21 protein-coding genes are annotated in these 19,337 nt (G+C 47.4%); 1 reads left to right on the top strand and 20 read right to left on the bottom strand.

Annotated elements, in window-relative coordinates:
- Positions 1 to 43: 43 nt before the first annotated feature.
- From dinG to D5S11_RS12390, 11 genes are all read right to left on the bottom strand, one after another.
- Positions 44 to 2,830 carry an ATP-dependent DNA helicase DinG gene (gene dinG / locus D5S11_RS12440; RefSeq protein ID WP_108724850.1) on the bottom strand — a complete coding sequence of 929 codons (2,787 nt, stop codon included), beginning with the start codon at positions 2,828 to 2,830 and terminating at the stop codon, positions 44 to 46.
- Positions 2,831 to 2,951: 121 nt separating this feature from the next.
- Positions 2,952 to 3,335: an aspartate 1-decarboxylase gene (gene panD / locus D5S11_RS12435; RefSeq protein WP_003153510.1), complete on the bottom strand. Its 384-nt coding sequence runs from the start codon at positions 3,333 to 3,335 to the stop codon at positions 2,952 to 2,954.
- Position 3,336: 1 nt separating this feature from the next.
- The gene (panC, locus tag D5S11_RS12430) at positions 3,337 to 4,197 is read right to left on the bottom strand and encodes a pantoate--beta-alanine ligase (protein ID WP_012117844.1); all 861 of its coding nucleotides are present in this window, start codon (positions 4,195 to 4,197) and stop codon (positions 3,337 to 3,339) included.
- Positions 4,198 to 4,200: 3 nt separating this feature from the next.
- Positions 4,201 to 5,034 (bottom strand): 3-methyl-2-oxobutanoate hydroxymethyltransferase, encoded by an 834-nt coding sequence (panB, locus tag D5S11_RS12425; RefSeq protein ID WP_032870056.1) that lies wholly within the window; start codon positions 5,032 to 5,034, stop codon positions 4,201 to 4,203.
- Positions 5,035 to 5,278: 244 nt separating this feature from the next.
- A complete protein-coding gene (locus tag D5S11_RS12420; RefSeq protein WP_012117846.1) occupies positions 5,279 to 6,256 on the bottom strand; it encodes a bifunctional biotin--[acetyl-CoA-carboxylase] synthetase/biotin operon repressor in 978 nt (325 codons plus the stop codon).
- On the bottom strand, positions 6,241 to 7,431 hold the full coding sequence (locus D5S11_RS12415; protein ID WP_108724849.1) for a CCA tRNA nucleotidyltransferase: 1,191 nt from the start codon (positions 7,429 to 7,431) through the stop codon (positions 6,241 to 6,243). Before D5S11_RS12415 ends, D5S11_RS12420 begins: the two co-directional genes overlap by 16 nt.
- Before the next feature lie 4 nt (positions 7,432 to 7,435).
- Positions 7,436 to 8,569 carry an N-acetyl-alpha-D-glucosaminyl L-malate synthase BshA gene (gene bshA / locus D5S11_RS12410; protein WP_015240093.1) on the bottom strand — a complete coding sequence of 378 codons (1,134 nt, stop codon included), beginning with the start codon at positions 8,567 to 8,569 and terminating at the stop codon, positions 7,436 to 7,438.
- A complete protein-coding gene (gene bshB1, locus D5S11_RS12405) occupies positions 8,566 to 9,279 on the bottom strand; it encodes a bacillithiol biosynthesis deacetylase BshB1 (RefSeq protein ID WP_108724848.1) in 714 nt (237 codons plus the stop codon). The genes bshA and bshB1 overlap by 4 nt, the downstream gene beginning before the upstream one ends.
- Positions 9,272 to 9,685: a methylglyoxal synthase gene (mgsA, locus tag D5S11_RS12400; protein WP_003153499.1), complete on the bottom strand. Its 414-nt coding sequence runs from the start codon at positions 9,683 to 9,685 to the stop codon at positions 9,272 to 9,274. Before mgsA ends, bshB1 begins: the two co-directional genes overlap by 8 nt.
- A 23-nt stretch (positions 9,686 to 9,708) precedes the next feature.
- Positions 9,709 to 10,512: a 4-hydroxy-tetrahydrodipicolinate reductase gene (dapB, locus tag D5S11_RS12395; protein ID WP_003153497.1), complete on the bottom strand. Its 804-nt coding sequence runs from the start codon at positions 10,510 to 10,512 to the stop codon at positions 9,709 to 9,711.
- 8 nt (positions 10,513 to 10,520) lie between these two features.
- Entirely contained in the window at positions 10,521 to 10,856 is a 336-nt protein-coding gene (locus D5S11_RS12390) for a nucleotide pyrophosphohydrolase (protein ID WP_003153495.1), read from the bottom strand.
- Positions 10,857 to 10,998: 142 nt separating this feature from the next.
- Between D5S11_RS12390 and D5S11_RS12385 the strand changes: the two genes are divergently transcribed.
- A complete protein-coding gene (locus D5S11_RS12385) occupies positions 10,999 to 11,871 on the top strand; it encodes a YitT family protein (RefSeq protein ID WP_003153493.1) in 873 nt (290 codons plus the stop codon).
- A 23-nt stretch (positions 11,872 to 11,894) separates the two neighbouring features.
- Here D5S11_RS12385 and D5S11_RS12380 read toward each other — a convergent pair whose 3' ends face one another.
- From D5S11_RS12380 to D5S11_RS12340, 9 genes are all read right to left on the bottom strand, one after another.
- Positions 11,895 to 13,070, bottom strand: coding sequence for an oxalate decarboxylase family bicupin (locus D5S11_RS12380; RefSeq protein ID WP_108724847.1), 1,176 nt, complete (start codon positions 13,068 to 13,070; stop codon positions 11,895 to 11,897).
- 29 nt (positions 13,071 to 13,099) lie between these two features.
- Positions 13,100 to 13,882, bottom strand: a complete 783-nt coding sequence (gene ypjB, locus D5S11_RS12375) for a sporulation protein YpjB (protein ID WP_007612217.1) — start codon at positions 13,880 to 13,882, stop codon at positions 13,100 to 13,102.
- A 67-nt stretch (positions 13,883 to 13,949) separates the two neighbouring features.
- A complete protein-coding gene (gene lhaT, locus D5S11_RS12370) occupies positions 13,950 to 14,543 on the bottom strand; it encodes a lipoprotein heptaprenylglyceryl N-acetyltransferase LhaT (RefSeq protein WP_020954210.1) in 594 nt (197 codons plus the stop codon).
- Between the two features lie 106 nt (positions 14,544 to 14,649).
- Positions 14,650 to 15,417 (bottom strand): menaquinol-cytochrome c reductase cytochrome b/c subunit, encoded by a 768-nt coding sequence (locus tag D5S11_RS12365; protein WP_007409471.1) that lies wholly within the window; start codon positions 15,415 to 15,417, stop codon positions 14,650 to 14,652.
- Between the two features lie 31 nt (positions 15,418 to 15,448).
- Positions 15,449 to 16,123, bottom strand: coding sequence for a menaquinol-cytochrome c reductase cytochrome b subunit (qcrB, locus tag D5S11_RS12360; protein WP_003153485.1), 675 nt, complete (start codon positions 16,121 to 16,123; stop codon positions 15,449 to 15,451).
- Position 16,124: 1 nt separating this feature from the next.
- Positions 16,125 to 16,628 (bottom strand): Rieske (2Fe-2S) protein, encoded by a 504-nt coding sequence (locus D5S11_RS12355; RefSeq protein WP_003153484.1) that lies wholly within the window; start codon positions 16,626 to 16,628, stop codon positions 16,125 to 16,127.
- Between the two features lie 138 nt (positions 16,629 to 16,766).
- Positions 16,767 to 17,213 (bottom strand): YpiF family protein, encoded by a 447-nt coding sequence (locus D5S11_RS12350; protein WP_003153483.1) that lies wholly within the window; start codon positions 17,211 to 17,213, stop codon positions 16,767 to 16,769.
- Positions 17,214 to 17,267: 54 nt separating this feature from the next.
- A complete protein-coding gene (locus D5S11_RS12345; protein ID WP_003153482.1) occupies positions 17,268 to 17,807 on the bottom strand; it encodes a ReoY family proteolytic degradation factor in 540 nt (179 codons plus the stop codon).
- 73 nt (positions 17,808 to 17,880) lie between these two features.
- On the bottom strand, positions 17,881 to 19,152 hold the full coding sequence (locus D5S11_RS12340) for a tetratricopeptide repeat protein (protein ID WP_007409469.1): 1,272 nt from the start codon (positions 19,150 to 19,152) through the stop codon (positions 17,881 to 17,883).
- Between the last annotated feature and the right edge of the window lie 185 nt (positions 19,153 to 19,337).

Here is a 19,337-nt window from a genome sequence, read left to right as displayed (position 1 = left end):
CAATTCCTCATCCCACACCACGAAAGCCGCGTTTATGCGGCTTTTATTCCGTTTGGCTGACATAAGCCCCGAGTTCGGCATCCGTCAGCTCCAAAAGGGATGAAGTCGGGAGCGCTTCAAGAAACAGCCGTCCGTATCCCGCCGTCTTTACACGCTGATCTAAAAGAACGATTGTTCCCTTGTCTCCCGCCGTACGGAGCAGGCGCCCGATCCCCTGTCTGAACGTTAACACGGCCTCAGGCAGGGAAATCGTCTGAAACGGATTTTTCCCCTGCTTCTTGGCAAATTCGCATTTTGCGGCATGAAGCGGATTGTCAGGCGCCCTGAAAGGAAGTCTTGCGATCATGACGGTTGACAATTCATCCCCCGGAAAATCAACACCTTCCCAGAAATGATTCGTCCCGAGCAAAATCGCCCTGCTTGCCGTTTTAAAGGTTTTCATTAATTTACCGGGACTCCCGCCCGAAATACCTTGGGCGAGAAGCTGAATGCCTGATATCTCCATACTGAGTTTCAGTTCCTGATACACTTTTTTCAGCATATCATGAGACGTAAACAGGACAAGGATCTTCGGCTGTTTTCCCTTTGACATGATTTCTGCATACTTGGCAATATGCTCAATGACTTCCCGCTCTCCGTCATATTTAACGGATTTCATCTCTTTCGGAATGATGACGTTCATCTGATCATCGTAAGAAAAAGGAGACGGGATGCTTTTGGTGCGCGGATAAAAATCCGCAAGTCCGAGCCTTTCAATCATAAATTGAAAAGAATGCTCCACCATTAAGGTCGCTGATGTGAGCACAACGCTTTTTTTGCGGGCGAAAAACTGGTCTGCCAGCATTTCACCGGGCTCCAAAGGCTGCGCATAGATGCTGACGGCATTTTTTGCGCCCTTCGCGTCAATTTCAACCCAAACGGCTTCTTTCTCATCATTTTCAAACAGCAGCCTGCTGAACGTATCGCGATATTCTTTCAGCCCCCTGATACACTTTACATATTCGGCCGCTAAAAAAGCCGCTCCGCTTTTCATCTGATCAAGCTTTTGATGTAACAGTTTCTCCTGTACTGAAAACATGTCAAGCAGCTGATCCAGCATCGCACAAAGCCGCTCCGCTCCGTCCGTTATCATGTGAAACCCTTTATCCTGGCTTTTATGATTGAGACTATAAACGAGACGGTTCAGATCGTCTTTAGGTTTTCTTCGTTTGACAAAAGAATGCACTGAACTGAAAAATGCGTCGCTTTCCGATTGAATATGCTTCATCCACTCATCGGCGTCAAAAAAACTTTCCGCCGGCAGTTCATACGTATAAAACAGTTTTCTCACCCGCTTTAACAGTCCGTGTTCCTTTAAGGTTCCGATTCGGCTGAGCTTTGTGTGCAGTCCGATGTATGAAGCTCTCTTCCCCAGGTGCTCGCTGGCAGCGCGTTCGAAATGATGCGCTTCATCAATGATGACCGTTCCGCTTGCAGGCAGTTTTTTCGTTTCACTGCTTTGATCTGAAAACAGCAAAGCATGGTTTGTGATAATCAGATCTGCGGCCTGCGCCTTTTCTTTAGCCCGTTCATAAAACCCGGCAGCCGAGTCCTTCCCTTTTTTAAAAAAAGAATTCTCATCGTAAGCCATGCGCTCCCACAGCAATCTGCCGCCTGATGGAAGATTCAGCTCAGCGGCGTCGCCCGTTTCAGTCTCCGTCAGCCAGACGAGAAGCTGCGCTTTCGTCAAAACCGCATCATAGTTGTCATCTTCCTCATGCAGAATATGTTCAAACTTAGGCAGGCACAGATAATGTGATTTCCCTTTTAAAATAGCGGCTTTGACCGGCCAAGGAAACATACGCTCCAAAAGCGGAAGATCTTTAGACATGATCTGCTGCTGCAAAAGAGTAGAGTACGTGCTGATAATCACGGGAGTTTGCTCCGCTTTGGCAAATAAAACAGCCGGAACGAGATAACCGATCGTTTTTCCGATGCCGGGCGCCGCTTCAATCAGCGCATGCTCCCGATTGCGGAAGGCGCCAAGCACTTCATCCATCATCGAAAGCTGCCCTTTCCGCTTTTCATAGCGGGGGATGATGCCGGATAAGATCTGTTCTTTTTCTTCGTTCCACTTTTCAAGATCAATGGCCGCATTCACCGGACGGGAAACCGGAATGTGATCGGGCTCTTTAATTGAAAAAGAGGCGTATGGAATGCAGCGCTTTTCTTCCGCCGGCCTGCTTTCATGTATAAAAGAATCCAAAAGCAGCGTCAAATCGCTGATAAAATGCTGTGAAAGCCTTCTAAGCTGCTTTAATGTCGGTAAAGGCAAATGTTTCAGTTTATGTAAAATGTCTAAAAAGACCAGTCCCGTAACCTCCGCATCGCTGTCTGCGCGGTGAGGGCGGTCATGAACAATATTCAGCTCCGCACACAACTCACCGAGCTTATATCCTTCAAACCCCGGGAAAACAATACGCGAAAGCTCAACCGTATCAAGCACTTCACAATCCGGCAGCTCATAGCCCGCTTCGCTCAGTTCATACCGGACAAATCCGAGGTCGAAATGAATATTGTGGGCAACAAAATACGCGCCGTCAAGCAGATGAAAAATCTCCTCCGCGACTTCTTCAAACGGCAGTTCATTTTCAACCATTCCGGACGAAATTCCGGTCAGCTGTTCAATAAACGGCGGGATGGCCTGATTCGGATTGATATATTTTGAAAACCGCTCAGTTATTTGTCCATTTTCAATGACAACCGCTGCGATTTGAATGATTTTATCGCCCTTTTTCGGCGAATTTCCTGTTGTTTCGACATCTATGACAACGAACCGTTGTTTGTTCATTAAAATGGACACCTCAATTCTTGCATACGAGAAAAGTGTAACACGTTTTGTTGAGAAATGGAGCGGAAAAACAGCTTTTGCCCCTAAATCTTAAAAGAAAACCCCCATGAAGGGGGCTCTTTTACAAAATCGTGTGTGCCGGCTCCTGACCCAGCATCTGCTCGATTTTATTCTGATCATCCAGAACGGCCACCTTCGGCTGATGGCTTTTTGCTTCCTGATCAGACATCATTTGATAAGAAATAATAATGACTTTATCTCCTTCTTGGACGAGACGGGCAGCTGCTCCGTTTAAACAGATGACGCCGCTCCCCCGCTTACCGGGAATAATATACGTTTCAAGTCTCGCTCCGTTATTATTATTCACAATCTGAACTTTTTCATTAGCGAGCATTCCGACGGCATCTAAAAGATCTTCATCAATCGTAATGCTGCCGACATAGTTTAAATTGGCTTCCGTCACGGTAGCGCGGTGCAGTTTTCCGGCCATCATAGTGCGGTACATATTATGATCTCTCCCATTCATCAATATCAATAATGATATTATCAATCAGTCTGGCTTTAGAAAATTGGACGGCACAGGCCAGAATGACCTTGCCGTTTAATGTTTTAAGCGGAGTCAGCTCCGGATAAGCGTACAGTTCGGCATAATCAATGACGCCGCTTGTGTTTTCGATGATATCGGTGACGGTTTTTATAACGGTTTCCGGATTTCTTTCACCGTCTCTGATCAGTTCGGCACCTTGCTGCAATGCTTTATAGATCATCGGCGCTTCTTTGCGTTCCTGCTCAGTCAGATAGACGTTGCGAGAGCTTTTGGCAAGTCCGTCTTCTTCTCTGACCGTGTCCACTGCAACCAATTCGATATCCATAAAGAAATCCTCAATCAATCCGTCCACAACCGCTGCCTGCTGGGCATCTTTCAGGCCGAAGTAGGCGCGGGTCGGTTTAACGAGATTGAAAAACTTCGTCAGCACAGTGGCCACTCCGTCAAAATGGCCGACGCGGGAGGCGCCGCACAACACGTCAGTTCTCCTTTTCACTTGCACGGCAACATTTTGCTCGCCTTTGTACATATCACTTGGAGACGGCGTAAACAAAACATCTGCCCCCGCCTGTTCTGCAAGCCGGGCATCGCGCTTTAAATCTCGCGGATATGCTTCGTAATCCTCGCCCGGTCCGAATTGAGTCGGATTGACAAAGATGCTCATCACCACAATATCGTTTTCTTTGCTTGCTTTTTCAACCAGCGTCAGATGTCCTTCATGAAGAAAACCCATTGTCGGGACGAATCCGATCGTCCGGCCTTCTGAGCGGTATTGTGCAATCAATTCTTTCAGCTGTTGAGTTTCTGTCAGTTGTTTCATCGCTTACTTTCCTCCGTACAAGCCTTGCAGCACAGTTTGGTTTATCTGAAAGGAATGCTTTTCTTCCGGGAAAACCCGTTCTTTCACATCACGGACATAATCGCTGAGGGCCGACTCAATCGTGCCGTCGATTTTGGCGTATTGCTTCACGAACTTCGGTGTTCTGTCCACGCCGTGGCCGACGACGTCATGATAGACAAGGACTTGGCCGTCCGCTTTTGAACCGGCTCCGATTCCGATGACGGGAATGGATACTTCTTCTTTTATTTTAGCAGTCAGTTCAGCAGGCACACATTCAAGCACGAGCATCATCGCTCCCGCCTGCTCGCATTTGATGCTGTCTTCAATGAGCTTTTTCGCGCTTTGCTCATCTTTTCCCTGCACTTTATATCCGCCTAATACGCCGACAGACTGCGGTGTGAGGCCTAAATGGCTAACGACGGGAATTCCGCCGAGAGTCAGCGCGCGGATGGATTCGAAAACGCCGTCTCCGCCTTCCAGCTTTAACGCGTCCGCGCCGCTTTCCTGAATAATGGCCGCGGCGTTTTTCAATGTATCCTCTTTTGAAAGGTGGTAAGACATAAACGGCATGTCAGTTACGATAAACGTATTTTTCGCACCGCGTTTTACCGCTTTTGTATGGTGAATCATGTCACTGACCGTTACACCGACTGTTGAATCGAGTCCGAGCACGACCATTCCGAGCGAATCCCCGACTAAAATCATGTCGACTCCCGCCTGTTCCGCAAGCTTTGCCTGCGGATAATCGTAAGCGGTCAGCATCACGATCGGCTCTCCGTTTTCCTTCATTTTCACGAAATCCAGTTTTGTTTTCATTCTGTTTCTCCTCCTCTAAACGGTGAGGAGATGAGCCGCCAATTCTTCGCAAGCAAAAAAGCCTTCTGTAAAATAAGAAGGATCCCCACTTGTTTAACCTTCGGCGAATGTCATCCCTCTGTCCCAGTCCTTTTTTGGATCAAGGCAGACTTTTCGTAATCTCTGTTCTGCTGATCAGGTGCAGTTCATTATGATACTGCCCATAGGAAGTATACCAAATTCACGAGGCTTGTACCAACTAAGATTAATTGAGCTCAATATCGGCAGAATAGATCTTCTTTATACCGTCTCTCGTTTCCAAGAGAAGAACTCCCTCATCATCAATGCCGAGCGATTTCCCGTAAAACGTCCCTTGCAGCGTTCTCGCTCTGAGCTCGTTCCCCAGTCCGACCGCATAGCTTTCCCATAGCAGCTTGATCGGTGTAAAGCCGTGGTTCAAGTAATCCTGATAGCGTTTTTCAAAAGTCAGCAGAATCTCTTGTATCAGACCCGCTCTGTCAATTTTTTCGCCGGCTTCCATGCTGAGGCTTGTCGCAATGTCCTGAAGCTCGCCGGGAAAATCGGTTTCCTGCTGGTTCACGTTGATCCCGATCCCGAGAATAACCGAACGGACACGGTCTTCTTCTGCCTGCAGCTCAGTTAAAATCCCGACGGCTTTTTTGCCGTGAATCATTAAATCATTCGGCCATTTAATGGCGGGCTGTACACCTGTAAAAGCCTCGATGGCCTGTACGACCGCAACGGCGGATAACAGGGTGAGCTGCGGCGTTTTTTGCAAAGGAACGTCGGGTCTCAGAATGAGGCTCATCCAAATCCCGTTTCCCTCCTGTGAATGCCATACTCTGGCCATTCTTCCTCTGCCTGCCGTTTGTTTATCGGCGACTACAAGCGTCCCTTCCGGCGCGCCGTCATTGGCAAGTTCATGAGCGGTTTTTTGGGTGGACGGCAGGACGTCCCGGTAATGAAGCTGTTTGCCCAAAACCTCTGTTTTCAGCCCGAAACGGATTTCGGATTCACTGAGTTTCCCCGGTTTTTTAATGAGCCTGTACCCTTTTCGTCTGACCGCCTCAACTTCATAGCCCTCTTTGCGGAGCTCCTCTATATGTTTCCAAACGGCGGTTCTCGAGCAGCCGAGCGCGTCACTAATTTTCTGCCCGGAGATAAAGCCGTCACCCGCCTCAGAAAATAAATCAATTAATCGGGTTCTTAATGTTGATCCCATGATGCGAGCCACTCCTTTATATCATGTTTTCGGTTAGGGAGCTTCCCTGCCAATACCGCTTCTTCGATCCGGCGAAGTTCTTCGGCCACCCATTTACCCGCGCGGCGGTTTCTGAGCTCCATCAGATCAGCGCCTGAAATGTCGAGGTCTCGAAGGCTTTTGATCGGCAGCTGCTCATACAGGCTCTGAACCTTTTTCAGCTTTTGTTCATCAATCGTCTTATGCTTTTTCAGCATCCCGATTTTAACGGCTGAAAACAGCGCCTCTCCCGCCCGGTACATCGCTTCCGCTTCCAGCTGCGCCGGATAAACGCTTATGATCTGCACCGCTTTTTTTATGACTTTTCCCGGCAGTTTCCATTGTTTTAAAAACGCCTCGGCGCTTTTCGGACAAAGACCGAGAAACAATAACAGCGCTGCCCAGCGTTCTTCGCGTGCATCTAAAGAAGAAAAAGGAAAGCCGCTTGCTTCAAGCATTTGCTGCTCATAACCGGAAAGGCCTGGCAGCTCTTGTATCAAACCTATCTGCACCATCGTTTGAATCGCTTCTTGTGAGGAAGCGCCCTGCAGCAGCTTTTCAAACTCGACGGTCTTTCGTTCTACTGATACATGTGCCAAAAGCTCCCTGTCTTTTATGACGGCCTCTCTTGTTTCTTTTTCTAACAGAAAGCCGAGCTGACTCATAAAGCGGACCGCTCTCATCATCCGCAGAGCGTCTTCCCGAAAACGGTCTTCAGGATTACCCACCGTACGGATCAGCTTTTGTCCGATATCATGTGCGCCTCCGAAATAATCAAGCAGCTCTCCTTCGGCAGACATCGCCATCGCATTAATCGTTAAGTCTCTCCGCTTTAAGTCTTCTGATAAAGAAGTAATGAACCGCACAGCTTCAGGGCGCCGGTAGTCCTTATATTCTGATTCGGCACGAAAAGTGGTGACTTCATAGGTTTCATCTTCCCACAGGACGATGACGGTGCCGTGCTCTTTTCCTACATCGACAGTCCGCTTAAAGAGACGCTCCACCTCATTCGGCGAAGCGCTGGTTGCGATGTCCACATCACCTATTTTTCGTTTCATATAGCTGTCTCTGACGGCTCCCCCGACAAAGTACGCCTGATGGCCCGCCTTCATCAGATGATGAAGGATGGGGAGGGCTTTGACAAATTCCTGTTCCATAAGATCACTCCGGTCCTGCCAATTCGTCATAAATCCGTTCATACTGACTGACGATTCTTTGCGAAGAAAAGGCGGTCTCCACCATTTTCAGCGCATGATCAGTCAATCGTTTGCTGAGCTGTTTATCTTCTAAAACGGCAAGCGCTTTTTCAGATGCCGCCTGAATATCGCCGACTTCCACCAGAAAACCGCTTACTTGATCTTTAATCACTTCCGGTATTCCGCCGATATTTGTTCCGATGCACGGCACGCCGCAGGCCATCGCCTCCAGAAGTACGAGTCCGAAACTTTCTTTTTCAGAAAGAAGGAGCTTAAGGTCACTGATGGAATACAGCTCTTCCACCCTGTCCTGGTTTCCGAGGAGCAGCACTTGATCCTGCAAACCGTATTTTTCGACAAGCTGCCAAGCGACGCACTTTTCCGGCCCGTCGCCGACAAGCAGGAGCTTCGCCTTTGTTTTGGCTGCGATATTACGGAAAACGCGGATGACATCTTTAACACGTTTTACCTTTCTGAAGTTCGAGACATGGATGACGACTTTTTCATCCGGCAAAATGCCATGTTTCTCTTTTATACTCTCTGTATTTTTCTTAAGATAAACACGTTCATCAATAAAGTTGTAGATGGTTTCAATTTTTTTATCCGGCTTGATTAAGTCATATGTTTCTCCGGCAAGCGCGGTTGATACCGCCGTCACTCTGTCGGACGCTTCGATGGCAAAACGGATTAAATCTTTTAATGACGGATCATATCCTAAAACGGTGATGTCCGTACCGTGAAGCGTCGTCACGATGCCGATGTCGCGCTTGAGCATCTGTTTGGCAAGATAAGCGCATACCGCATGCGGCAGCGCATAATGCGCGTGAATGATATCAAGATTTTCCCTCGCGGCAACCTCGGCGATTTTGCTCGCCAGCGTAAGGTCATAAGGCGGATATTTAAATACCGCGTATTGGTTGACTTCCACCTCATGAAAATGAATATTCGGATGATATGTATTTAATCTGAACGGGATGCTTGATGTGATGAAATGAACCTGGTGCCCTTTTTCTGCAAGCAGCTTGCCGAGTTCCGTCGCAATAATACCCGAGCCTCCGACACTCGGGTAGCATGTAATCCCTATTTTTAATGGTCTCATTGTCCGCCCCCAAAAACATCATCATTCAAAACGGGAAGCTGTTTTGAAAAGAAACCCTCGGCATACCCCGTCCCGGCTTCTTTGCCATACAGTCTTTCCCGCGCTTCCACCATTTCAATATAACCGTTGGTCAGCGGTGTGTTCACTGACTGCGCCGTAGGAATAAACTGGCTTTGATAGGCGTGCAGGCTTTCTTTTTTCAGATCGATGGTTTCCGTTATGTCGATTACAAAGTCCGGACGGTGAAACCCATTGATCATATAATAGTATACGCGCTGAGCCTTATGAGCCGGCAGTTCCTGGTGATCTCTGTATTTATGAATTCCCGCCGAGAACACCGCTTCTTCGACCAAAGCCGCCGCATTGCCGTGGTCAGGATGGCGGTCTTTCGGATAAGGGATGAAAACGGTTTTCGGCCGGCAGGCTCTGATGACACTGACAATCCGGCGGATGCCGTCCTCACTTTTCAAAAGCCCGCGGTCGGGAAACGTAAGCTGGATTCTCTCTTTTACGCCGAGAATTCGTGCCGCCTCTGCCGCTTCTTCTTTTCTTATCCCTACCGTTCCGTTGGATGATAGTTCGGCCTCGGTCAAATCGCATATCACCGCGGTTTTTCCTTGAGCCGTAAATTTTGCGATCGTGCCGCCCATACCGATCTCGACATCATCACTATGGGCGCCGAACGCCAGAATATCAACGTGTTCAGACATTCGGCTCTCCTCCGCGCACAAGATTGCGGAAATCAAATGCCCCGCCGTCCAGCGTCCGGACGAGGATTTCCGCTGTCCCCATATTTGTGGCGAGCGGGATCGCGTATACGTCACACAGCCGGATCAGCGCCGAGACATCCGGTTCATGAGGCTGCGCAGTTAACGGATCGCGCAGAAAAATGACGAGATCCAGGGCATTTGCCGCAATCAATGCGCCGATTTGCTGATCTCCGCCGAGCGGGCCGGATTGAAAACGTTCAACGGACAATCCGGTCGCTTCCTGGATTTTCAGGCCTGTCGTACCTGTCGCGTATAACTCATGATGGCTCAGTATATCTTTATATGCGGTCGTAAACTGAACCATATCCTGCTTTTTCTTATCGTGAGCAATCAAAGCGATTTTCATTTGATGTTCTCCCCCTTGCCGATTCAGTCGATAATATTTTCGAGTCCGTATACAAGCTGGTCGATTTTCATCACTTGCTCCACTGACAGCTTCACTCCTGACATAAAGGAAGCCCGGTTATAGGAGTCATGGCGCAGTTTCAGCGTCTGGCCGTCCATGCCGAACATGACTTCCTGGTGGGCGATAAGGCCCGGCAGACGCACGCTGTGAAGGCGGATGCCGTTTAATTCAGCACCGCGGGCGCCTGGCAGAATTTCTTTTTCATCAGGATGGCCCTGCTGCTTTTCTGTACGGACGCTTGAGATCATTTCCGCTGTTTTCAGCGCCGTTCCGCTCGGGGCATCCAGCTTTTGATCATGATGAAGCTCAATGATTTCTACATCTTCAAAATAGTTGGCGGCCATTTGTGAGAACTTCATCATCAGCACCGCGCCCAATGCAAAGTTCGGAGCGATGATGGCGCCGATTCCTTTTTCTTCAGTCAAGGCTTGAAGCTCCTCTAAATCCGCTTCAGAAAATCCGGTCGTTCCCACAACGGGGCGGACGCCGTGTTCAAGAGCGGCTTTCGTATGTTTTTTGCCGATTTCAGGCGTTGTCAAATCGATCAGCACATCCGGTTTTGTTTCTTGGAAACATGCGCGGATATCCGTATAAATAAGAGCGTCTGAATCAGCTGACATCACTTCCCGCAATGTTTGCTGATCGTATGTATGGTCAATGGCGCCGACAAGCTCAAAATGAGGCGTGCGGACGGCAAGTTTTACGGCCTCCTGGCCCATTCTGCCTCTTGGTCCGGCAATGACGACTTTAATGGTTTCATTTGACATGGTTTCTCCTACTTTCCTTCTTCTTTTCTAGTCCAGCGGTCTTTATCACGTGTATTAAATTTATGCATGACGCGGTTATGAGCTTCCTCCAATGAAATATCAAGGGAGTTGGCGAGGCAGATCAGGACGAACAGCACATCGCCCATTTCCTCTTCCATGCTTTTCTCATTTTCCGTCGTTTTCTTCGGCTTTTCCCCATAATAATGGTTGACTTCTCTTGCAAGTTCGCCCAGTTCTTCCGTGAGACGGGCCATCATGGCAAGCGGGCTGAAATAGCCTTCTTTGAATTGGCCGATATATTCATCGACCTCAGCTTGTAAGTCTTTCATCGTTTTGTCACTCACTGTGCGAATACCTCCTGTCATCTCTTCCATGTTAGCTAATTCAAGTACATTTGACAAATGTTAAAAACGGCAGTTTGCTGTTTTCTTTTGTATCCACTATAATATTTACGCAATCTTATGGAAGGAAAAGGGGTTTGATGCAATGCTTGGAGAAATCAGAATCAAAAACATTTGCTTTATTTTAATCGGCGCTGCTGTTTTTTCATTCGGACTGGTTCACTTTAATATGCAGAACAATTTGGCGGAAGGCGGATTTACCGGCATTACGCTGCTTTTATATGCGTTATTCCACATCAGCCCTTCTATTTCCAACCTGGTATTGAACATTCCTATCTTTTTCATCGGCTGGCGTATGCTCGGCCGAACGATGTTTGTCTATACCCTGATCGGCACCGTCTCTCTTTCTGTTTTTCTGAGTGTTTTTCAGCGTTACGAAATTCATATGCCGCTGTCGCATGATTTAGCGCTGGCCGCCTTGTTCGCCGGTGTATTTATCGGCGCGGGTCTCGGCATTATTTTTAAATACGGCGGCACGACGGGCGGGGTCGATATCATCGCCAGGCTGATCAACAAGTTTTTCGGAATCCCGATGGGCCGGACGATGTTTGCCTTTGACGCCTGTGTCATTCTGCTTTCTTTGTTTACGTATCTTTCTTACAAGGAAGCGATGTACACGCTTGTAGCCGTTTTTGTCGCTGCGAGATTGATTGATTTTATCCAGGAAGGCGGCTATGCCGCAAAAGGGGCAACGATTATTTCTTCGAAAAACGATTTGATCCAGCAAAAAATCATTGAAGAGATGGAGCGCGGCGTCACCGTTTTAAAAGGACAGGGATCCTATACAAAAGAAGACAGGGACGTTCTTTACTGCGTCGTTCCGAAAAACGAAATTGTGCTTTTGAAAAGCGTCATCACTTCCGTTGACCCGCACGCCTTTGTTGCAGTAAGCGACGTTCATGATGTGCTCGGCGAAGGATTTACGCTTGATGAAAATAAAAATCCGATCAGACGATAATAAAAAGGCGGCTTTTGCCGCCTTTACTGTTTGTGTTTCCATTTGACAACCGGTGATTTTTTCTTTTTCAATCGGCGGGCGAATGCCGGACTGACATTGAGCGTCTGTTCGACGAAGCGCTGCGGCGTCAGTGCCAGCCATTGGTTTAAGGAGACGTCTTCGAAACGGTTGCTTTTGAAAATTTCCAGAAAGCGAAGCACGGTGTCACCGGTATTCTGAACATAATGTCCCATTGCAAAAGGAACATATCCTACGTCACCTGCTTGATAGTTAAATGTCCGCGCTCTTCCCTCCGCCGCAAACACCGTCATTTTCGCTTCTCCTGAAAGATAGTACTGCCACTCGTCCGTATTCGGATGCCAATGCAATTCTCTCATGCCTCCGGGTTCGACTTCCACGAGAGCTGCGGCAATCGTTTTTGACACCTTAAACGTTTTTGAATCGACAATCTTTACTCTTCCCCCGCTGGTAACAAGGGGCTCCTGCCGGGAAAGCTTGTAGCTGAACGGCTCCAAAACGGAGCCTTCCGGGGAAGAAACTGCTGCCTTTTCAATCGGGGGAGGCGGTTCCAGCTGGAACATGTAACGCTCTTTCTTGTGAATGTAGGCCAAGTCATATCCGGGAACACCGAAGTTCGCCTCCAGCACGCTGCGCGGGGTATGGGCAAACCAGTCCGTTACTGAAAAGGTGCTGTTTTCTGAAAAAGAGCCGTCATCAAAGACGAGCAAAAACTCACTGCCCTGCTCTAATCCTTGAATGGAATGAGGAATGCCGGAAGGAAAATACCACAGATCCCCTTCACTTACGTTGTCAATAAAATTCCTTCCATTTTGATCGACCGCAGTTAAACGGACTCCTCCGTTAATCACATATCCCCATTCGGCTTCTTTATGCCAATGAAGCTCCCGCACAGCTCCCGGCTTCAGTCTCATGTTCACCGCCGCGATGTTTTTGGATACCGGCAGTTCCCTGACCGTCACCTCTCTGGACCATCCGCCGTCTTCAAGCCTCATATGCGTATCAGAAAATGAGAATTTCAAGTTTTGAACCGTTCCTGCATCCGTTGAGGGGGGAACGAGCATGTCAGGATTCTGGAAGTCACGCGCGAGGTTTCGCGGTCCTTCGTCTGTCGCCCCTTTTCTGCCTCTGATTGGCTGCGGGAGGTGTTTTGAAGCCAATTGCTGGATGAGTTTTTTCACTGGCTTAGCTCCTTTACAGCAATTTGTGTTTATTTAGACTTAGGATACTCACGCTTTTTCTCTTTCTTTTTTTCCGCTCTGTATTTTCGGTAGCCGACATATGTCAGCGCAGTAATAATGATACCGCCTGTTGTCAGAATGACCCAGAGCAGCGAAGGGTCAGCGTCATCCCGCTCCACCTTGTCAAAAACCCGCTTTAAATCCTGTTGCAGGAGCGTCAGACGCTCAAGCTTTGTTCCTTTTGTCATCTGCTGAAACCCGTCCTGCTCAATCACCTCGATATGTTTCGCCACCGTATCAAGCTGGCCGGCCGACACATCCATTGTCAGGCTGGGATAAATTAAATCATATAATGATATAAATTCATTCCACTTTTCATTGAAATTTTCACTTCCGTTTCCGCTGACATCTTCTTTTAAGGCGCTGAATGTCGCCATAATCGGTCTTTCAAGCGAACCCCACAGCGGATCGGAGTGGTCTTCCATCGCATCCATTACCAACCTGAACTGGGCGGCTGCCCGGATTTTTTCGGTATCTGAGGCGTCTGCCTGTTTCAGAACGCGCACTAAATCATTGAAACCCAGAGTCACCTGCCTGACTTCGGCGCCGCTCAGTGAGTTTACGTGTGTCATTTTTTTCTTAAAGTAGCCAAGCACTTGCAGAGCCTCATCATACTGCGAATGCCGCGTCATTTGGAAAACGGTATCCGAAAGGTCGTTCAGTTCCTTGAGACCGCCCTCATCTTCAGCTTTGGCAGTTGTGATGAAACACATAAGAGCAAGTAAAAGACAGATCGTCAGCTTTCGTTTCATAGAGGTCCCTCCCACTCCTTCTCTTTACAGAATATGAGGAGCGGGACAAGGTTAGACCAAGATTCTATCAGTGTAAGTCAAGCTTTATCCGTCTTTTAGAAATCACCAAATAGTATGCAAGGCCGAGTGAAAATATGCTCAGCCAGAATGTAGCATAGCCGATCTCTTGCATATAGTCATTGAGCATTGAGTAGCGGGGCATCATGCCGAAAAGATAATCAATGACATCATTATGAAGCGTCCAAACAGCGGCAACGGCAAGATGCCATAACCGGAACCGAAAATACGGGCTGTATAAAACGCCTTGAACGGCCATGGCAAAATGTGAAGCAATCAGCATGTACCCTTCCAAAGGCATCTGCCCCATTTTGACCAGCACAAAGACATTCATTCCGACCGCCCACAGCCCGTATTTTACAAGGGTTACAAGAGCCAGCGCTTCAAACAGCGGCGCGTTTCTTCCCATGAGAAATGCCAGAAGCACGAACAGGAAGAAAAACGTCGCCGTCGGGCTGTCAGGCACAAATATCAGAAATCGGAACGGCGTGTCCGCAAGCTGAGGCACATACCAATAATAGCCGTACACCGTACCGATAAAATTAACGGCAAGAACAAGCAGAAGCATGCCGCGCAACCCTAAAAGATAAGAAATCCACCTCATACCATCAACTCTCAGTCCGTAAAAAGTATGTATCATGCAAAAAAAGCTGACATCCGGTCAGCTCTTTTCATAAAAGTATATCCTGCTATTGTCTACTTCACAATCGTTATTTCGCTGTCGTTTCAGAAATGAACTTCGCCAGCTGATCAAGCTGTTTGTCATTCCCTTTAAAAATACCGGCTGGCATCTGCCCTTTCCCTTTAACGGCGATTTTTTTAATTTCTTCCGGGCTCAGCCCGTTATCGACCAGGGACGGACCGGCGCTTCCGCCTTGAAGATTATCCCCGTGACAGGAAATACAGCCTTGTTCTTTAAATACCTTATAACCGTCTGATTCAGTATCAATGGCGGCTTCTTTTTTGATTTTCCCTTGCTCCTCCGCCTTCGCCCAGTCATGCGTCGCGACTGACTGCCACGTTAAAAAGACCGTAGCGCAAAGCGCCAAAAGCATCATGCCGACCGCAACCGGACGCTTCCACGGCCTTCTTTCAGACCCCCTGTCGAGAAACGGAGCCAAAAGCAGCGACCCGAAGGCAAGACCCGGTATAATCATCGCGCCGATAACGGTGTAGCTCCCTGCGGCATATTCATATTTTAATAGCTGGTATAAAAATAGAAAATACCAATCCGGCAGCGGAATATACCCTGTATCCGTCGGGTCCGCCACCCGTTCCAAAGGCGGCTCGTGCACAATCGTTAAAACGAGAAATCCGACGAGGAAAACGGCCCCGACCATCCATTCTTTCAGCAGGAAGTTCGGCCAAAACGCCTCTGTCTTTCCAGGATACTCTGAATAGTCTTTCGGTATATTCGGTTTTTTTTCAGCCGGTATCCTTGAATCTCCTACAAACTTCATTCCTTTCCCCCGGTGCATGTCATCCCCTCCCTTTTATATCAGATTTGTATTAAAGCGGTCCTGAAATTCCCTGCTTGCGGATCATGACAAAGTGGGCGCCCATGAGTGCAAACAAAGCGGCAGGGAGAAAAAATACGTGAATCGCAAAAAATCTCGTCAGCGTTTGGGCGCCGACAATATCGTGGTGGCCGGCAAGAAGAGTTTTCACCTGCGCTCCGATCAATGGCGTCGCCTCCGCAATCTGAAGACCTACCTTTGTCGCAAACAGCGCCTTCATATCCCATGGGAGCAGATACCCTGTAAAACCGAGACCGAGCATCACAAAAAAGATCAGAACACCGACGATCCAGTTCAATTCCCGAGGCTTTTTATAAGCTCCCTGAAAGAAAACCCGCAGCGTATGTAAAAACATCATCACAATGACTAAACTTGCACCCCAATGGTGCATACCCCTTACAATCTGCCCGAAAGCGACTTCATTCTGCAAATAATACACAGATTCCCACGCGTTTTTTATATCCGGCACATAATACATCGTTAAAAACATCCCGGACAACACTTGGATAACGGTTACAAAAAACGTCAAACCGCCGAAACAATAGACAAAAGCCGAGAAATGGTGAGCGGGATTTACATGTTCCGGCACTTCATGGTCGGCGATATCCCGCCACATCGGCGTAATATCGAGACGTTCATCCACCCAGTCATAAATTTTGTTCAGCATGTCACCCTTCCCCCCTAGGCTTTGCTTTTCCAAGATACAAAAAGCCATCCTTTACTTTTTGCTCATAACGGTCAAGAGGCGCGAGCGGCGGCGTGCCCGGAACGTTCGTGCCGTCTTTTTCATACAGCCCGTAATGGCAGGGACAAAAGAACTTGTTCGGATTTTTAGGATCATTGTTCCAGTTTACGGTGCAGCCCAAATGCTTACAGATCGGAGAAAGCGCTATAATTTCATCCCCATGCTTGTAAACCCAGGCTGACCTGGATTCTTCCGATTCGTACCAGGCGTCGACTTGATGAATTTTAAAGTCAAACCGCTTCGGCTCCTTCGTCAGCTCATCCACACTGACAACCTGCACCATTTTTTGATCTCCTGTCGGTTTTAATACCGGGTCCAGCGCAAAACGGACCATAGGCATAAGCGCACTGGCGGCCATAAAACCCCCCACGCCGGTGAGCGCATAGTTTAAAAATTGTCTTCTTGATATATCTTGTTTTCCGCCCATCTCTTCCCCCCCCTAAAGATTGACCAAAAATTAACTAAAATAGAAAATAATTCTGAGATTTGACACCCTCATAATATATGAATCTTTCAGCAAGGTCAACAGAGGCAAAACGGGTGTTTTGCGGGATGCCTGGTGTTTTTAAGAATTGTTCCACTTCTGTAACAAAACGTTCAAAATTTCTCCGCACTTGTCATCCGCTATTTTTCTCTTTAAAGAGTCTTTCATATGTTCAAACGGAACGGCAGGTATGTATATGACATCAGACCCTATTTCAGAATCCTTCCATTTTTCGTCTGCCGTCAGGAACAAGGCGTGCCGAAAGTTGGTCATCACCTCTTCTTTGAGTTTTTGAAGCAGAGCGATTTGTGATTGGTCTATATCAACATATGTATAAGAGGGGAATAAATATACCCGTCCCTTCAATTGGCGCTCAAGCTCTTCAGAAAGCAATTGGGTGCTTTCCCCCTGTTCAACGGCCTCTTTTAAGCCTCCTGAAGATGTTATGGAAATTAACGGAATGACAGCGGTATCAATGTAATCCGCAGATTGTAAATAGGCATCGGCATCAGCGGCCCTCCATCTCATGTCTCGTTCCTCCTCTTTACGCAACAAGCCTTGCATATTCTGCAAGGCTGTCATTTATGTGAGCTGATTCAATTGGCGGGAAAGCTTTTCAAATGTTTCTTTGTCGTGGCGGTCCAGCGCCTCGTCGATATCTTTAAGCAGCTTTTCCCGCTGGAAAGTGGAAATGGCGTGTTCTAATATTTTTTCGGCCATCCCCTGATCCTGTTTATTTTCAAACAGGTCTTTCGGCAGATGCGGATTTGATTCAAGAACAGCGGCATATTCCGGTGAGCTGTAGGCCGAACGGAAATTCAGCTGGATAAATAAATCCTGCTGTTTATTTAACCGGATGTCGTGAAAAGATTTTTCCGCGTCCGTAGTCATGACATTTTCTTTGTAAAACCTAAACGGCACCTCATCAACGCAATGAGTAGACATGATAATGCCTCGCGGGCAAAATTCAGCTTGTTCTACAAAATGGACTTTTTCCATTAATGAATCATGACTCATTAAATAATTTAAAATCCAGACGCACTCCCGGCGTTTAAGCTGATAATGATTTAAAAACCAACGGATAAAATCCTTTTTTTCATTGACAGAAACAGGGGTCTGCATGTAATTCCCTCCTCTATCGATCGTATAATCTGACATCACTTATACATTCAGCAAGCATGGTTCAAAATCCTGCTTATCTTAAAAATTCATCCTCTATCCGTAAGATTGTTTCTTCAAGCTCTTCGTTTGTTCCATCCATTGAAAGCACTTGTTTTAAAAGCGGCAGCGCTTCTTTCTGGAGACCCTCTTCCAATAAGAAGTGAGCGTATTCATATAAGAAATCCCGATCATCCTGATAATGGAGATACGCAGCTTCGAAGCTTTTTTTCGCTTCAGCGTATTGCTCAAGGCCTGTATAAGCACCCGCCAAATACCAATTGTATTTCGGATCTTCTTCTCCGTAGCCGCGGACTTCCTGAATCAGATCAATAATCTCTTCAAAGCTTTCTTCTTTATGATAGACGGCTAAAAGCGTATGGAGCGCTTCCACGTAACCCGGATCGAGCGCCAGCGCTTCCTGAAGAAGCTTTTTGCCTTCTTCTGCGTTGCCGAGCTTTAACGCCATTTTCGCCGCATAGAGAAAAAGCTCTTTATTGTATTCATCGTAAGTAATACCTTCTTTAGCGGTTTTTAATGCATCTTCATACATGCCTTCTGCCTCGTAGCTTTTTGCAAGCGGCATATAAAGCGATGAATAGGAAGGATCAAGCCCTTTTAAATCAGACAGCTGCTTGATGGCTGTTTTGACCATTCCCGCCTGATAGGCTGTGAACCCGTACCCGAAAATCGTATTCGGTTCTGTATGTTCTGCCGCCGCTTTTTCATACCATGAAATCGCTTCCTCAAATTCACCCGCCGCGCTCAATGACTCAGCCAGCCTCTGATGAACATTTACGCCGCCGATTTCGTGCCGTTCTTTTGCCGTCTCTTCATAGTAAGGAACGGCTTTTGCGTATGATCCCTGAGTAAAGTATAATTCCCCCAGAGCGAAATCAATAACAGGTTCATCTTGTAACATCGCTTTCGCCTGTAACAGCTTTTGCTCACTTACTTCAAATAAGCCCTGCATCTGATACAGATCAGCCATTAAAAGAAGGCTTTCCGCGTAAGACGGGTCTTCCGGAGAAATTGTCTCCAGCACCTCAAGAGCTTTTTCTTCTTCATCAATATCTATTAACAATTCGGCGTAAAAATTCGTCAGCTCAGACTCATCCGGATAAAGGTCATGCAGATCACTGATCAGCGCTAACGCTTTTTCGGCGTTTCCCCATTCATAGTAGAGCTGGGCTGCAATGGCTTTGTCTTCGTCATGAAGCTGCGTTTCAGCTTTTGAAAGCGCTTCGAGTCCCTTTTCGGTTTCACCTGCTTCAACTAATTTTATGGCTTCTTGGATCAATGTATTCAAATCAGACCGGTCCTTTCTTTTCCTATACCTCATCAACCAATGAAAAGGGTTTTTATTCGGGTTATTCTTATCATAATTCAGACAGGGCCTGCCCGCAAATAAGATGCTTTACCCGGCATTATAGTTTATCAGAAAATGATTAAGAGGAAAACGGCAAAAAAGGGGACGGCATCTTTATACGCAAA

It is taken from the genome of Bacillus sp. L75, from assembly GCF_003676355.1.
Taxonomy (GTDB): domain Bacteria; phylum Bacillota; class Bacilli; order Bacillales; family Bacillaceae; genus Bacillus; species Bacillus velezensis.
This window is presented reverse-complemented; position numbering and strand designations above follow the sequence as displayed.

Bases quoted from the DNA above. Each gene is read 5' to 3' on its own strand.
- dinG (WP_108724850.1), bottom strand. From the start codon at position 2,830: ATGAACAAACAACGGTTCGTTGTCATAGATGTCGAAACAACAGGAAAT.
- panD (WP_003153510.1), bottom strand. From the start codon at position 3,335: ATGTACCGCACTATGATGGCCGGAAAACTGCACCGCGCTACCGTGACG.
- panC (WP_012117844.1), bottom strand. From the start codon at position 4,197: ATGAAACAACTGACAGAAACTCAACAGCTGAAAGAATTGATTGCACAA.
- panB (WP_032870056.1), bottom strand. From the start codon at position 5,034: ATGAAAACAAAACTGGATTTCGTGAAAATGAAGGAAAACGGAGAGCCG.
- D5S11_RS12420 (WP_012117846.1), bottom strand. From the start codon at position 6,256: ATGGGATCAACATTAAGAACCCGATTAATTGATTTATTTTCTGAGGCG.
- D5S11_RS12415 (WP_108724849.1), bottom strand. From the start codon at position 7,431: ATGGAACAGGAATTTGTCAAAGCCCTCCCCATCCTTCATCATCTGATG.
- bshA (WP_015240093.1), bottom strand. From the start codon at position 8,569: ATGAGACCATTAAAAATAGGGATTACATGCTACCCGAGTGTCGGAGGC.
- bshB1 (WP_108724848.1), bottom strand. From the start codon at position 9,279: ATGTCTGAACACGTTGATATTCTGGCGTTCGGCGCCCATAGTGATGAT.
- mgsA (WP_003153499.1), bottom strand. From the start codon at position 9,685: ATGAAAATCGCTTTGATTGCTCACGATAAGAAAAAGCAGGATATGGTT.
- dapB (WP_003153497.1), bottom strand. From the start codon at position 10,512: ATGTCAAATGAAACCATTAAAGTCGTCATTGCCGGACCAAGAGGCAGA.
- D5S11_RS12385 (WP_003153493.1), top strand. From the start codon at position 10,999: ATGCTTGGAGAAATCAGAATCAAAAACATTTGCTTTATTTTAATCGGC.
- ypjB (WP_007612217.1), bottom strand. From the start codon at position 13,882: ATGAAACGAAAGCTGACGATCTGTCTTTTACTTGCTCTTATGTGTTTC.
- lhaT (WP_020954210.1), bottom strand. From the start codon at position 14,543: ATGAGGTGGATTTCTTATCTTTTAGGGTTGCGCGGCATGCTTCTGCTT.
- D5S11_RS12365 (WP_007409471.1), bottom strand. From the start codon at position 15,417: ATGCACCGGGGGAAAGGAATGAAGTTTGTAGGAGATTCAAGGATACCG.
- qcrB (WP_003153485.1), bottom strand. From the start codon at position 16,123: ATGCTGAACAAAATTTATGACTGGGTGGATGAACGTCTCGATATTACG.
- D5S11_RS12355 (WP_003153484.1), bottom strand. From the start codon at position 16,628: ATGGGCGGAAAACAAGATATATCAAGAAGACAATTTTTAAACTATGCG.
- D5S11_RS12350 (WP_003153483.1), bottom strand. From the start codon at position 17,213: ATGAGATGGAGGGCCGCTGATGCCGATGCCTATTTACAATCTGCGGAT.
- D5S11_RS12345 (WP_003153482.1), bottom strand. From the start codon at position 17,807: ATGCAGACCCCTGTTTCTGTCAATGAAAAAAAGGATTTTATCCGTTGG.